This is a genomic window from Xanthomonas boreopolis, assembly GCF_046529185.1.
Taxonomy (GTDB): Bacteria; Pseudomonadota; Gammaproteobacteria; order Xanthomonadales; family Xanthomonadaceae; genus Pseudomonas_S; species Pseudomonas_S boreopolis.
Genome location: NZ_CP097162.1, coordinates 3,407,801 through 3,421,149 on the forward strand (window position 1 = coordinate 3,407,801; position 13,349 = coordinate 3,421,149).

Here is a 13,349-nt window from a genome sequence, read left to right on the forward strand (position 1 = left end):
GCGCGCGGCGCCGGACGGGGTTGCGGACCAAGCCTCGCGCGGTCGAGCATCGCAGGGAGCCATGCCTGCCCGCCCACGCCGGCGGCGGACGTCCGAGGCACGCGCATGCGCGATGCGCGTGCCTCGCCCCGGAGGAAAGGGGGCTCAGATACGCTTGAATACCAGCGTGCCGTTGGTGCCGCCGAAGCCGAAGCCGTTGGACATCACCACGTCCAGCTTGGCCTGGCGCGCCACATTCGGCACGTAGTCCAGGTCGCAGCCTTCGCCGGGCTGGTCCAGGTTGATGGTCGGCGGGACGATGCCGTCGCGCAGGGCCAGCACCGAGAAGATCGCCTCGGCGCCGCCGGCGGCACCGAGCAGGTGGCCGGTCATCGACTTGGTCGAGCTGACCATGGTCTTGTAGGCGTGGTCGCCGAGCGCGACCTTGATCGCGTCGCTCTCGCCGAGGTCGCCGATCGGGGTCGAGGTGCCGTGCGCGTTGATGTAGTCGACCTGCTCGGGGTTGATCCCGGCGTCCTTCATCGCGATCCGCATGCAGCGGCTGGCGCCCTCGCCGCTCGGCGCGGTCATGTGGTACGCATCGGAGGTGGCGCCGTAGCCGGCCAGCTCGCAGTAGATGCGCGCACCGCGCGCCTTGGCGTGTTCGTATTCCTCCAGCACCAGGATGCCGGCGCCGTCGCCGAGCACGAAGCCGTCGCGGTCCTTGTCCCACGGGCGGGAGGCGCGGGTCGGCTCGTCGTTGCGGGTCGACATCGCCTTCATCGCGCAGAAGCCGCCGACCGCGGTCGGCGAGGAGCCGCGCTCGGCGCCGCCGGCCAGCATCACGTCGGCCTCGCCGTACTGGATCATCCGCATCGCGGTGCCGATCGAGTGGTTGGAGGTGGCGCAGGCCGAGACCGCCGAGAACGACGGCCCCTTCAGGCCGGCGATGATGCTCAGCTGGCCCGGCAGCATGTTGATGATGGTCGAGGGCACGTAGAAGGGCGAGATCTTCTTGCCCTCGTGGAAATCGATGGTCTGCTCCTCGATCCCGAGCAGGCCGCCGATGCCCGAGCCGACGATCGCGCCGATCCGCTCGGCGTTGCTCTCGTCGATCTCCAGGCCGGCGTCGTGCAGCGCCATGAAACCCGCGCCGAGGCCGTAGTGGATGAACGAGTCCATCTTCTTGGCGTCCTTGCCGCTGACCCGGTACTTGCCGAACAGCGGGTTCTCGGCGGTGATGTCGAAGTCCTTGACCTGCCCGGCGATCTTGGTGGTGAAGCGCTCCAGGTAGGCGTCGGCGACGTCCACCAGCGGAGCGATACCGGAGCGGCCCTCGATGATGCCCTGCCAGCTGCTGGCCAGGTCATTGCCCAGCGGCGACACGATGCCCATGCCGGTAACGACGACGCGACGACTCATTCGGATCTCCTCACCACGATGCGGAAGCGCGAATCCTTCGCGGGAGCACGGCGCATCCATGCACCGGGGTTTAAACGTGCGTTGGTTCAAAAACACAGGGCCGCATCAGCGGCCCCATGGGATTGTCGCAGGCGGCTGCACACGCGCTTGCGGCAAGTGACGACGCATCAGCTCTTGACGTGAGCCTTGACGTAGTCGATGGCCTGCTGGACCGAGGTGATCTTCTCGGCCTCTTCGTCCGGGATCTCGCACTCGAACTCTTCTTCCAGGGCCATCACCAGCTCAACGGTGTCCAGGGAGTCCGCACCGAGGTCATCGACGAACGATGCGCTGTTGGTGACTTCCTCTTCCTTGACGCCAAGCTGTTCGACGACGATTTTCTTGACGCGTTCTTCGATGGTGCTCATTGGGTTATCGCTCCAGATGGAGTAGTGGTGGTTCAGGAACGCCATCGGGCTGCGATGGCCGCGTTGGATAGTGTAGTGGAAAGCGCCGGGTCGATGAATGCCTGAAAATTTCCGGCCGATCAAGGACTTGCAGCGCGATCCCGGCGCCGGCGCCACTCAGGGCATGTACATGCCGCCGTTGACGTGCAAGGTCTCGCCGGTGATGTACTTGGCCGAGGGCCCGGCCAGGAACGCCACCGCGGCGGCGATGTCGGCGGGCTCGCCGAGGTGGCCCAGCGCGATCTGCTCGAGCAGCGCCTTGCGCGTTTCCTCCGGCAGCGCCTTGGTCATGTCGGTGTCGATGAAGCCGGGCGCCACGACGTTGACGGTGACGCCGCGCGAGCCGATCTCCTTCGCCAGCGACTTGGAGAAGGCGATGATGCCGGCCTTGGCCGCGGCGTAGTTGGTCTGGCCCGGGTTGCCGGTCACGCCGACCACCGAGGCGATGTTGATGATGCGGCCCTTGCGCGCCTTCATCATGCCGCGCATCACCGCCTTGGCGGTGCGGTAGACGCTGGTCAGGTTGGTGTCGAGGATCGACTGCCAGTCCTCGTCCTTCATCCGCATCAGCAGGTTGTCGCGGGTGATGCCGGCGTTGTTGACCAAGATCGAGACCGGGCCGAACTCCTTGCCGATCGCCTCGACCAGCGCGTCGATCGCCGCCGGGTCGGTCACGTTCAGTTCGCGGCCGTGGCCGCCCAGCGCCGCCAGGCGCTCGCCGATGGCCTTGGCGCCGGACTCGGACGTGGCGGTGCCGACGACGACGGCGCCCTGGGCGGCCAGCTCGTCGGCGATGGCGGCACCGATGCCACGGCTGGCGCCGGTGACCAGCGCGATCTCTCCCTGCAGGGGCTTGCTCATGTGGGGGTTCCTCGATGGACGTCGGGACGGTACGGATGCCGTCGGGCGATGCGGCGCAGCCGCCTCAGCTCCGTGTGTTCAGTTGGACCACTCGGCGCGAGCGGCATCGAATTCGGCGGGCGTACCCAGCGCGCGCGCGTCGAGCGCCTTGTCGATGCGCTTGACCAGGCCGGTCAGGACCTTGCCCGGGCCGCACTCGGCGATGCGGGTGGCGCCCTGGGCGGCCAACGCCTGCACGCACCCGGTCCACTGCACCGGCAGGTACAGCTGCTCGACCAGGGCCGTGCGGATCGCCTCGACGCCGTCGTGGACCTTGGCGTCGACGTTCTGCACGACCGGCAGCTGCGGGACGCGCCAATCCAGCCCGGCCATCGTCTCGGCCAGGCGGTTGGCGGCCTCGCGCATCAGCGGTGTGTGCGAAGGCACGCTCACCGCCAGCTTGACCGCCTTGCGCACGCCCTTCTCCGCCAGCAGCGCCAGCGCGCGGTCGACCGCCGCGGCATCGCCGCCGATCACGATCTGGCCGGGGGAATTGAAGTTGGCGGGGACCACCACCTGGCTGCCGGCGGCCTGCTCGCAGACCTCGCGCACCAGCGCGTCCTCGGCCCCCAGCACCGCGGCCATCGCGCCGACGCCGGCCGGCGCCGCGTCCTGCATCAGCTGCCCGCGCACGCGCACCAGGTGCGCGCCCTCGCGCAGCGACAGCGCGCCGGCGGCGACCAGCGCGGTGTACTCGCCCAGGCTGTGCCCGGCCAGCCGCGCCGGCATCGCGCCGCCCTGGGCCTTCCACAACCGCCACACCGCCACGCCCGCGGCCAGCAGCGCCGGCTGGGTGTACTCGGTACGGTTGAGCATTTCCTCGGGACCGCCCTGCGAGAGCGCCCACAGATCGGTGCCGGCACCCTCGGAAGCCTCGTCGAAGGTATCGCGCACGCCCGGGTGCAATTCGGCCAGTTCGGCCAGCATGCCCAAGGACTGCGAGCCCTGGCCGGGGAACACGAAAGCGAGTGTGGAATCGGTCACGCGAGATCAGCCTGCGAAAAACGAGCGGGGATGATACGGGCGAATGCGCCCGTTCGTCTGTACTGGCGCGTATGCGGGTGGCCGGGGCCCGGGAAAGCATCTTTGCCGGGCCAGGCGGTCGAGCGACCCGAGCTTCTTTTGCAGTTTCGTTTTTCTGCAGGAGTGGCCTCGGCATGTCGAGGCCGTTCAGTCCCGGCAGAGGGCCGGTGCAGCCCGTCGGGGCTGAAGCCCCTAGGCGCTCGATCCGAGGCAGGCTTTCCCGAATCCCGAATCCCGAATCCCGAATCCGAATCCCGAATCCCGGCTTCCAGCCTCAGACGAACAGATTCAGGATGTCCAGCTCGCCGTCGGCGAACCAGTCCAGGCAGATCGCCGCGACCAGCAGCACGCCCAGCGAGGTCGCCGCGTGGATGACCAGGATCGAATGGGCCAGTGCGCGTCCCGAGCGCCCCAGCCGGCGCGCCAGCCTGGCCAGCCGCTGCAGGCGCCCGGTCACGGCGCGTGCGTGCGCCAGCACCGGTGCACGCTCCTCGCCGAGAGCGTCCACCAGCATCCGCTGCAGCACCCCGAGCCGGTCGTCGTAGTACTTCGCCACCCCGTAGCCGAACATCAGCCAGTCGCGCGCCTGCGCCTGCTCCAGGTCCATCACCTCGAGCGGGTCCTCCTCGAAGTCGATGAAGCCGATCGCCTGGCCGTCGTAGGTCATGTTCCGCGGCAGAGGCTGGCCGAAGTAGGCGCCGTGGCGATGGGCCTCGGCAATGGCCGCCAGCGCCTTGGCGACCAGCGCGTCGCGCCCGGCCTCGTCGGCCTCGCGCAGGCAGCTCGCCAGCGAGCGGCCGTTGTCGCTGAGCACCAGCGCGGCGCGGCCATGGCCGAGCACTTCGGGTACGTTGACGTCCTGCGAGCGCAGCTCGGCCAGGCGGCGGGCCTCGATCGCGCGCGCCTCGTCGCCGCCGCGGTGCGGCGGCGGACGCAGCGCATCCAGGCCCAGGCGGCGGGAAACGAAGGTCAATGCGCCCAACGCGAGGGCACGGCCGCCTTCGCCGTACTGTTTCAACCAGGCACGCTGCCCGTCGATGACAATGGGTTCTGCCATGAAGGTCCACTCCTGCGGGGTCCTCCACCTTGCGTGGAGGCCGCGGGCGCCGCACGCGCCCGCCGGAAATCAATAGCGCAGCAGCGCAGAACCCCAGGTGAAGCCGCCGCCGAAGGCTTCGAGCAGCAGCAGCTGCCCGCGCTGCACGCGACCGGAACGGATCGCGGTGTCCAGCGCCAGCGGCACCGACGCCGCCGAGGTGTTGCCGTGCTTGTCGACGGTGACGACCACCTGGTCCATCGACATGTCCAGCCGCTTGGCGGTGGCCTCGATGATGCGCAGGTTGGCCTGGTGCGGAATCAGCCAGTCGAGATCGTGCTTGTCCAGTCCGTTGGCTTCCAGGGTCTCGTCCACGACCGAGTCCAGCGCCTTGACGGCGTACTTGAACACGTCGTTGCCCTTCATGAGGATCTTGCCGCCTTCCTCGAAGCCGACCGACACGCCCACCGGATCCCACAGCAGCTCCTTCTTGCTGCCGTCGGCATGCAGGTGGGTGCTGAGGATGCCGGTCTCTTCGTCCGCCTTGAGCACGACGGCGCCGGCGCCGTCGCCGAACAGCACGCAGGTGGTGCGATCGGTCCAGTCGACGATGCGGGTCAGGGTCTCGGCACCGACCACCAGGACGGTCTTGCAATCGCCGGAGCGGACGAACTTGTCGGCCACGCTCAGCGCGTAGATGAAACCGGAGCAGGCCGCGTTGACGTCCAGCGCCCCGCAGCCGGTCGCGCCCAGCCGCGCCTGCAGCAGGCAGGCCGTGGACGGGAAGATCAGGTCGGGCGTGGTGGTGCCGACCACGATCATGTCGAGGTCGGACGCCTGCACGCCGGCCGCTTCCAGCGCGCGCACGGCGGCTTCGTAGGCGAGATCGCCGGTGGTCTGGTCGTCGGCGACGATGTGCCGCTCGCGGATGCCGGTACGGGTGCGGATCCACTCGTCGCTGGTGTCGACGATCTTGGCCAGGTCGTCGTTCGTCAACACCTTCTCGGGCAAATAGCTGCCCGTGCCCGCGATCCTGGAATAGACCCGCTTGCTCATACCATTTCCTGTTGCAGGGGCCGCATGCCGCGCGGCCCCGGAGAATCAAGCGCCGCCTGCCGCACCGGAGGCGGCAGGCGCCACGGCTCAGTCTTCTTCGACGACCGAGGTCTTGGTCTGGATGACCTTCTTGCCGCGGTAGTAGCCGTCGGCGGTGATGTGGTGACGCAGGTGGATCTCGCCGGTGGTCGGGTCGGTCGACAGCTGCTTGGCGCTCAGGGCGTCATGCGAGCGGCGCTGGCCGCGGCGGGACGGGGTGACTCGGGATTTCTGCACAGCCATGGGATTGCTCCAAACTCGGTTCGATTACTTTTGTGCGAGTCCCTCGCGAGAGCGCCGCACATTCCATGTGAGGGGACTTAAATTTTCTTCTACATCCTCGCGAGGACGCCGCGCAGCGATGCCCGGGCGTCTTCGCTTCCGCGCTGCCTGCCGCGGCGTTACTGCTTCTTCTTCAGCGCCGCCAGCGCCGCGAACGGACTGGCCTTGCCCAATTCCTGCTCGGTCGGGGCCCATTCGGCCTCGATCGCCTCGCTGCCCGGCGCCACCGGCACCACCGGTATCGCCAGGACCAGCTCGTCCTCCACCAGATCGGCCGGCCGCAGCATGCCGTCGTCCGGCACCAGCAGCGGCTCGTAATCCGGCGGCAACGCGGCCTCCTCGGCCTCGTCGCGGATCAGCCCCAGCCGCTGCGTCGTCTTCACCGGCAGCAGGAAACGCTGCAGGCTGCGCTGGCATTGCAGCGGCAGCTCGGTATCGACGCTCAGTTCGGCATAGGCCACGCCCAGCACATCGTCGCGGCCGAATTCCAGCGAGTAGGCACACTCGCCTTCGGCATCGACCAGGCTGCCACGCAACCGCTCCATCTGCGCCAGCGGGATACGGCCGTCGAAGCGCCTGCGTGCCGCGACCATCCGCCAGGCATCCACCAGTTCGGGCACGTTTGCGGACATAAGCCGCAGAATGTTAAGGACCCGCTCGCCCGCTGTCAATTCGCCAGGCCGGCAGTTGTGCCCGGGCGCGGCATACCGGGAGACTGGTCGCCCTTTCGCGTTCAGGAATGTCCATGCGCCTGGTCCTGGCCTCCACCTCGTCCTATCGCAAGCAACTGCTGGAGCGGCTGCGGCTGCCGTTCGAGACCGCCCGCCCCGAGGTGGACGAATCGCCTCGGCCGGGGGAAACGCCCGAGGCCCTGGCGCTACGCCTGGCCGCCGCCAAGGCCCGCGCCGTCGCCGGGCGCCACGCAGGCCCCTGCGTGATCGGCTCCGACCAGGTCGCCGGCCTGGATGGCCTGCCGCTGGGCAAGCCCGGCGACGCCGGGAATGCGCGCGCGCAGTTGGCGGCGATGTCCGGCCGCAGCGTGCGCTTCTTCACGGCGGTCCACGTCGTCGCCCCGGGATGGGAGGAAAGCGCGCTGGACGTGACCGAGGTCCGCTTCCGCCCGCTCGCGGCCGACGAGATCGCCCGCTACGTGGAAGCCGAGTCGCCGCTGGACTGCGCCGGCAGCTTCAAGTGCGAGGGCCTGGGCATCAGCTTGTTCGAGGCGATCCGCTCGGACGATCCCACCGCGCTGGTGGGGCTGCCGCTGATCGCCCTAGCCGGCCTGCTGCGCAAGGCCGGCTACCGGCTGCCCTGATCCATTGCTCGCGTGGCACGACCTACCCGGGCTCGCCCCCGTCGACTCCGATTCGAGCCTCGACTAGATACAACGGACGCTGCTTCGCCTCGTCGTATATCCGCCCTAAGTACTCACCGATGATGCCCAACGCCATCAGTTGCATACCACCGAGGAACAGGATGACCACCATCATGGTCGGCCAGCCGGCGACAGGGTCGCCCCATAAAATCGCTTTGATAGCGACCCAACACGCGAACGACAAGGACAGCATAGCAACCGCGAGACCTAAATAGGTCGCGGCCCTCAGGGGAACTGTGGAAAAACCAGTGATGCCATCCAGCGCGAAGTTCCAAAGCTTCCAGAAGGTGAACTTGCTATCGCCAGCCAAGCGTGGGGAGCGACGATACGGCAGCGCCGTCTGGCGGAAGCCGACCCAGCCAAAGAGCCCCTTCATGAAGCGTCCGCGCTCGCGCAACTGCCTCAGGGATTTCAAGGCCCGAGGCGACAAAAGGCGAAAATCCCCCGTATCGGCAGGAATCGGGGTGCGCGATAGTCCTCCGATCACGCGATAAAACGCCGCGGCGGCTCCTCTCTTCAACCATCCCTCGCCCTCCCGCGCAACACGCGTCCCGAAGACGTTGTCATAGCCCTGGCGCCAAAGCGCAACGAATTCTGGCATCAACTCGGGGGGATCCTGCCCGTCCGCGTCGAGAATCAGCGCTGCCCCATCCTCCACATGATCTAGCGCCGCGGTAAGGGCGATCTCCTTGCCGAAATTGCGTGACAGGCGAATCGCGCCAACCCTGGGATCGGCTTCCACGAGATGCTCGATGATCGTCCACGTATCGTCATCACTGCCGTCATCAACGTAAATCACCCGTCCATCGATACTAGACAACCCATCCAGGGCAGCCAATACCCGGGGATGGAACAACGGAAGATTGTCGGCCTCGTTGTAGGCGGCCACCACTACGGTAAGGCGAAGGGATTCCATCTGCCTATTCTATGAACGACTTGCCCGGACAGACCATGCCTGGAAACAACCAACAGCCCCCGAAAAACCCCATGCTCACTCCTTCTCACTCGCATGGCCGCCGCGACGCGATTCTTTCTCAAGGGGCAGGAAGCCATGGTCGTGCCAGATAAGCAGGCGCTCGCCCGCCGATTCCGCACGCCAGTCATACGCCTGCTTAAGCAATGCGCCGTCAAAATTCGGATAGGTTTCGCGAATCTGTACGACCAGCTTATCCGCATTGACGGAAGTCTTTCGCGCCTTATTAACCATATGTAGCCCGTTGAATACTGCAACGAGGACGCATACACCCAGGAGCAAGCGCACCCACCCTGCTTTTCCCCCATCACGGTATGCCGCCAGCATCAGGCCAAACCAACCTATCCAGAACAGGATGGAAAAGCTGATGTAGCGCCCGACAAAACCATGCTCCGCCCCGAACAACGCGGCACGCCCCCATGCCGTCAGAATCGCGAATCCATATCCCAGCGCCATGAATGAGATCCACGGCCAGACCTCGCGCCGCAATCGCGTGTGCACCATGGCCCATATACCCGTGACCGTCGCCAAGATGGCGAAAGTCGGCGCGATCTTGCTCGAAAAATGCAGCACACCGCTTCCGATGTAGTTCAAGACGTACATGGCAAACGCCTCCACGGCAGGTGCCGGGATGACTTCCCCCACGTGCCCTCGCCGTAAAAACACTACCAATCCGCCCAAAGCGGCCAGCCACAGCAAGGTCCAGAATCCCTTCGCCTTCCAATTCAAGTCGCGGCGAAGCAGGACCAGGACCAACGCCACCGGGAATACGGCCAGAGCGGTCGAGAAACCCAGGACTCCCACTACGGCCGCCATGAGTCCGAGGGCATTGCCTTTCCATGAAAACCGCTCTGCCGTCAACACGCACACCGGCCCTATTGCACCGAGCAGACTCATGAAAACGGCCACTTGCCACCCCCATTGGAGGTTGACCAAATGTCCCGGATACAGCGCTAGGAACATGAAAAAGACCATCCATCGTCGCGGCAGCTCGTCTCCGAACGCACGAACGACCATGCGGAGGATGATGAACGCGCATACAAGCAAGAACGCCGCACTCACCAGGCAATCCAGCCAGGTCCTTCCGTGCGATGCCCATGTCGTCAGAAGGAGAACCGCATATGCCGATGCATGGAAGTGGCTGCCATCGTGGACGTCCCAAAACGCCGAAGAATTCAGCCGCCCATCTTCCCAAGCCTGGTAGATCGGGACGAGGTCTATGTGATCCCACAACGGAAGCGGGATGTGCCACCACAATGTCAGCACGATCAGCGCCAAGGCCATCAAAGCCCCCCACCACCAGGCCCCGGCTCCATTCCCATGTCGCCACTTTCCATTGACTGAGCTCATACCCCATCCACCATTATGATTTTTTGATTCCATTGCTCACGACTGCCATCACCACCGATGATTTCTATTCCGAGCACATGCCTTCCGGGCATGATCCCTGTCACATCCACTTCCGCACTGAAGGCGATCCTCGGCTTATTGGGATCGAGCGACCGGGACTTGTAGAAAGTGTCTGGCCACTCGTTGACGGCCCCGTAACGGGCCACCGCGACGGGACGGCCATCCAGGGTCACGATGACGCCCTTCACCCCCACCGTGTCCTTCATGGCCCATCCCTCCACCTGGAAATGGGGTGGCACCCGTTCGCCCGCCCCGGGTATGTGCACATAGGCCAGGGCCGGCGGGACACAAGGCCCAGAAGCCCTCGCTTCAGGCATGGCGAAAAGCAGGAATCGTCCTCCCACTTTGTCCACATCGACGACATCCGGCGCCGGCAACCCGCCTAACCGTTCGCACAGTTCCTGATAGCGATCCAGCAACGCTCTGAACTTGACGTTCCGCGTGGATAACACCAGCAAGGTTGGACCGGAACGTGCATAGGCTCTCTCCTTCAACAGCCCCCATTGCCGCAATTGGTGGGTGCGCCCATGCTTGTCGTTCAACGGATGCGGCAGCACTTCCAGGTTCGGATCGCCCAACTGAAAACCCAACTCGGCCCCTACCTTAAAGTCATCCGCTAATACGCGGGTGCCCTCCGGCATTTCCAGCAGCTTCAGGCGCACCGCCGTGGCCAGGTCCTCCCAGCCGGCGAAGTTGCGCGGGTAGTACTTCTCGCCCGCTGCGCGCTCGCGCACGTGCGGGAACGACACCGCCAGGTAGTAGCCATAGGCGCCGGACATGCCCAGCAGCAGCAACAGCCAGGTCGCGCGCCGCCATGCCCGTCGCCAGCGCCCGAGCACCAGCGGCGCGGCCACCAGCAGCGCCAGGTAGCCGGGCAGCGGCCAGTGGAAGCTGATCCGCTCGGCATCGCTGAAGAAGCCGAACAGGAAGATCGCCAGCGTTGATATGCCGCCGAGCAGGCCGAAATAGCGCCATTGCGCGCGCGCGCTCCCGCCGCCGGCACGCGTGCCGATCATCACCACGCGCACCATCGCCACGGCCAGCAGGGGCGTGACCAGCACGGCCTGGATCAGCAGGAACCACGCGCCGGCCGACTGGAAGCTCCACGGATGCCGGTCCAGCAACTGGAAGCGCAGGCCCGCCTCCTGGTGGTCGGAGTTCCAGATCAACAGCGGCAACCAGGCCAGCACGCCCGTCATCAGGGCGATCCACACGCGCGGGTCGCGCAGCACCACCCGTCCTTGCGGAATCATCGCCATCGCGATGAAGCCCACGCCGATCACCCCGACGAAGCGGTAGTGGCTCAATGCGCCGATCACCAGGCCGGCGGCCAGCTCCAGGGCGCTGGTCGCATCGATCTCGCGCAGCAGGCGCGCGCCGGCGTCCAGGCACAGCACCGCGGCCAGCGCCATCGGCACGTCCGGCACCGCGAGGATGCCGAGCGTCGCCGACAACGGCATCAGCAGGGTCAGGCAGCCCGCCTGCCAGCCGACGTGCGCGCCGAACCAGCGCGTCGAGATGTGCGCGATCAGCCACGGCAGCAGCGACGCGATCGCCAGGAACGGCAAACGCAGCGCCAGCAGGTGGTGCCCGCCCAGCTCCACGCCCAGCCGCGCCAGCCAGGCGGTCATCCCCGGCAGGTCGGAATAGGCCGCGGCCAGGTGCTGGCCTTCCTGCCAATAGAACGCCTCGTCGACGAACAACGGCAGGCGCGCCGCGATCAGCAGCTTGACGGCCGTCACCAGTGTCCACAGGATCACGAAGGTGCGATGCGCGCGCTGTTCTCCCTGCATTGCCTCTGCACCCGTCCTCGATCCCGTGGGAAATGTGATGTCGATACCGCTCCGCCAAGGAATGCTAACCGATGCGCTGCGCGAAGCGCTGCTGCGCGCGCAGGCCCAGGTCAATTCGCTGCTGCTGGGCAAGCAGCACGAGGTGCGCCTGGCCTTTGTCGCGCTGTTGTCCGGTGGACACCTGCTGATCGAGGACCTGCCCGGCCTGGGCAAGACCACCCTGGCGCATGCGCTGGCCTCGAGCCTGGGGCTGAGGTTCCAGCGCGTGCAGTTCACCTCCGACCTGCTGCCGGCCGACGTGCTGGGCGTTTCGGTGTACGACGCGCAGGCGCGGCAGTTCCAGTTCCATCCCGGCCCGGTGTTCACCCACGTGCTGCTGGCCGACGAGATCAACCGCGCCCCGCCGCGCACGCAGAGCGCGCTGCTCGAGGCGATGGCCGAACAGCAGGTCACGCTCGACGGCGCCACCCACGCGCTGCCGGAACCGTTCTTCGTGATCGCCACGCAGAACCCGGTGGACCTGTCCGGCACGTTCCCGTTGCCGGACTCGCAGCTGGACCGGTTCCTGCTGCGCCTGTCGCTGGGCTATCCGAATCCCGAATCCGAGCGCGCCCTGCTCGGCGGCACCGATCGCCGCCACCTGATCGCCCAGGCCGAGCCGTGCCTGGACGAAGCGGCGGTGTTGCAGCTGCGCGCGGCGGCCGAGCAGGTGCATGCCAGCGAACCGCTGATCCACTACCTGCAGGCGCTGCTCGCGCGCAGCCGCCAGTACGCCGGCGTGCGCGTCGGCCTGTCGCCGCGCGCGGGCCTGGCGCTGCTGCGCGCGGCCAAGGCCTATGCGCTGCTGCTCGGCCGCGGGCATGTCCTGCCGGAGGACATCCAGGCGTTGTTCGAGGCCGTGGCCGGGCACCGCCTGGTCGCCGAGGCCGAAACCGCCTCCGGCGCGGCGCTGGCCAAGAAGATCCTGCACAGCGTGCCGGTGGACTAGGCCTGTTAACGCCATTGGGACAGGCCACTGAGACAGGCCATGCCATGCCTGGGCGCGTGTGAGGCAAGGAAGAACGAGAGAGCTTATGTCGATGAGAGACCGAGTGATGACGCAGCATCGCACGCGCCCAGGCGTGGCCCTCCGGGTTGCCGGGCACGGCAACGTGGCCTATCTCGACAGCGCCAACAGGCCCTGAGTGGCTCCCGCGTGGCGCGACTGGATCGGCAAGGCCGCTCTGCTGGCGCGTCCGCGCGCGCCCGAACCGCTGCCGCAAGCGCTCGACCGCCATCGCATCTACGTGCTGCCGACGCCCTTCGGCGGCTTCATGGCGCTGCTGCTCGCGGCGATGCTGCTCGGCGCGCTCAACTACAACAACAACCCCGCGCTGCTGCTGGCCTTGCTGCTGGCCGCGGCCGGCATCGCCAGCGCGATCATGGCGCACCTGCAGCTGTCGGGCCTGCGCATCGACGCCCTGGCCGCCGAGCCGGTCGCCGCCGGCACGGCGCTGCGCCTGCGCGTGGCCTTGTCCAGCCACGACCATCGCGCCCGGCGCGGCCTTCGCCTGGAGCTGGAAGGCCAGCAGGCGTTCTGCACGCTGCCTCCGCTCGGCAGCGCCACGGCCGAACT

General features: G+C 67.0%; 13 protein-coding genes and 1 pseudogene. 3 read left to right on the forward strand and 11 right to left on the reverse strand.

Annotation, left to right across the window (positions count from 1 at the left end):
* Positions 1-144: 144 nt before the first annotated feature.
* From fabF to M3M27_RS15300, 8 genes are all read right to left on the reverse strand, one after another.
* Positions 145-1,401, reverse strand: coding sequence for a beta-ketoacyl-ACP synthase II (gene fabF, locus M3M27_RS15265; RefSeq protein ID WP_434026191.1), 1,257 nt, complete (start codon positions 1,399-1,401; stop codon positions 145-147).
* 167 nt (positions 1,402-1,568) lie between these two features.
* On the reverse strand, positions 1,569-1,808 hold the full coding sequence (gene acpP / locus M3M27_RS15270; RefSeq protein ID WP_046981398.1) for an acyl carrier protein: 240 nt from the start codon (positions 1,806-1,808) through the stop codon (positions 1,569-1,571).
* Positions 1,809-1,964: 156 nt separating this feature from the next.
* The gene (fabG, locus tag M3M27_RS15275) at positions 1,965-2,708 is read right to left on the reverse strand and encodes a 3-oxoacyl-ACP reductase FabG (protein WP_140723273.1); all 744 of its coding nucleotides are present in this window, start codon (positions 2,706-2,708) and stop codon (positions 1,965-1,967) included.
* Between the two features lie 78 nt (positions 2,709-2,786).
* Complete coding sequence (gene fabD, locus M3M27_RS15280; RefSeq protein ID WP_434026192.1) at positions 2,787-3,731, reverse strand: ACP S-malonyltransferase; 945 nt, start codon at positions 3,729-3,731, stop codon at positions 2,787-2,789.
* A 313-nt stretch (positions 3,732-4,044) separates the two neighbouring features.
* Positions 4,045-4,827 (reverse strand): serine/threonine protein phosphatase, encoded by a 783-nt coding sequence (locus tag M3M27_RS15285; RefSeq protein ID WP_140723280.1) that lies wholly within the window; start codon positions 4,825-4,827, stop codon positions 4,045-4,047.
* 69 nt (positions 4,828-4,896) lie between these two features.
* Complete coding sequence (locus M3M27_RS15290) at positions 4,897-5,862, reverse strand: beta-ketoacyl-ACP synthase III (RefSeq protein ID WP_140723283.1); 966 nt, start codon at positions 5,860-5,862, stop codon at positions 4,897-4,899.
* 87 nt (positions 5,863-5,949) lie between these two features.
* Complete coding sequence (rpmF, locus tag M3M27_RS15295) at positions 5,950-6,144, reverse strand: 50S ribosomal protein L32 (protein ID WP_140723286.1); 195 nt, start codon at positions 6,142-6,144, stop codon at positions 5,950-5,952.
* A 158-nt stretch (positions 6,145-6,302) separates the two neighbouring features.
* Complete coding sequence (locus M3M27_RS15300; protein ID WP_140723289.1) at positions 6,303-6,815, reverse strand: YceD family protein; 513 nt, start codon at positions 6,813-6,815, stop codon at positions 6,303-6,305.
* 107 nt (positions 6,816-6,922) lie between these two features.
* On the opposite strand from M3M27_RS15300, the gene M3M27_RS15305 reads away from it, so the two are divergent.
* Positions 6,923-7,498 carry a Maf family protein gene (locus M3M27_RS15305; RefSeq protein ID WP_434026193.1) on the forward strand — a complete coding sequence of 192 codons (576 nt, stop codon included), beginning with the start codon at positions 6,923-6,925 and terminating at the stop codon, positions 7,496-7,498.
* Between the two features lie 22 nt (positions 7,499-7,520).
* Here M3M27_RS15305 and M3M27_RS15310 read toward each other — a convergent pair whose 3' ends face one another.
* The 3 genes from M3M27_RS15310 to M3M27_RS15320 form a co-directional block, all read right to left on the reverse strand.
* The gene (locus M3M27_RS15310; RefSeq protein WP_434026194.1) at positions 7,521-8,474 is read right to left on the reverse strand and encodes a glycosyltransferase family 2 protein; all 954 of its coding nucleotides are present in this window, start codon (positions 8,472-8,474) and stop codon (positions 7,521-7,523) included.
* A gap of 75 nt (positions 8,475-8,549) precedes the next feature.
* A complete protein-coding gene (locus M3M27_RS15315; protein WP_434026195.1) occupies positions 8,550-9,815 on the reverse strand; it encodes a hypothetical protein in 1,266 nt (421 codons plus the stop codon).
* A 62-nt stretch (positions 9,816-9,877) separates the two neighbouring features.
* Entirely contained in the window at positions 9,878-11,734 is a 1,857-nt protein-coding gene (locus M3M27_RS15320) for an ArnT family glycosyltransferase (RefSeq protein WP_434026196.1), read from the reverse strand.
* Positions 11,735-11,771: 37 nt separating this feature from the next.
* Here M3M27_RS15320 and M3M27_RS15325 point away from each other — a divergent pair, with 37 nt between their 5' ends.
* Positions 11,772-12,722 carry an AAA family ATPase gene (locus M3M27_RS15325; RefSeq protein WP_434026197.1) on the forward strand — a complete coding sequence of 317 codons (951 nt, stop codon included), beginning with the start codon at positions 11,772-11,774 and terminating at the stop codon, positions 12,720-12,722.
* A 196-nt stretch (positions 12,723-12,918) separates the two neighbouring features.
* Positions 12,919-13,291 (forward strand): annotated as a pseudogene (locus M3M27_RS15330) (DUF58 domain-containing protein); the annotation flags it as partial.
* Between the last annotated feature and the right edge of the window lie 58 nt (positions 13,292-13,349).

Coding starts and splice junctions, on each gene's coding strand:
- M3M27_RS15305 (WP_434026193.1), top strand. CDS start 6,923: ATGTCCATGCGCCTGGTCCTGGCCTCCACCTCGTCCTATCGCAAGCAA.
- acpP (WP_046981398.1), bottom strand. CDS start 1,808: ATGAGCACCATCGAAGAACGCGTCAAGAAAATCGTCGTCGAACAGCTT.
- M3M27_RS15315 (WP_434026195.1), bottom strand. CDS start 9,815: ATGGCCTTGGCGCTGATCGTGCTGACATTGTGGTGGCACATCCCGCTT.
- rpmF (WP_140723286.1), bottom strand. CDS start 6,144: ATGGCTGTGCAGAAATCCCGAGTCACCCCGTCCCGCCGCGGCCAGCGC.
- M3M27_RS15285 (WP_140723280.1), bottom strand. CDS start 4,827: ATGGCAGAACCCATTGTCATCGACGGGCAGCGTGCCTGGTTGAAACAG.
- M3M27_RS15320 (WP_434026196.1), bottom strand. CDS start 11,734: ATGCAGGGAGAACAGCGCGCGCATCGCACCTTCGTGATCCTGTGGACA.
- fabF (WP_434026191.1), bottom strand. CDS start 1,401: ATGAGTCGTCGCGTCGTCGTTACCGGCATGGGCATCGTGTCGCCGCTG.
- M3M27_RS15300 (WP_140723289.1), bottom strand. CDS start 6,815: ATGTCCGCAAACGTGCCCGAACTGGTGGATGCCTGGCGGATGGTCGCG.
- M3M27_RS15325 (WP_434026197.1), top strand. CDS start 11,772: ATGTCGATACCGCTCCGCCAAGGAATGCTAACCGATGCGCTGCGCGAA.
- M3M27_RS15310 (WP_434026194.1), bottom strand. CDS start 8,474: ATGGAATCCCTTCGCCTTACCGTAGTGGTGGCCGCCTACAACGAGGCC.
- fabG (WP_140723273.1), bottom strand. CDS start 2,708: ATGAGCAAGCCCCTGCAGGGAGAGATCGCGCTGGTCACCGGCGCCAGC.
- M3M27_RS15290 (WP_140723283.1), bottom strand. CDS start 5,862: ATGAGCAAGCGGGTCTATTCCAGGATCGCGGGCACGGGCAGCTATTTG.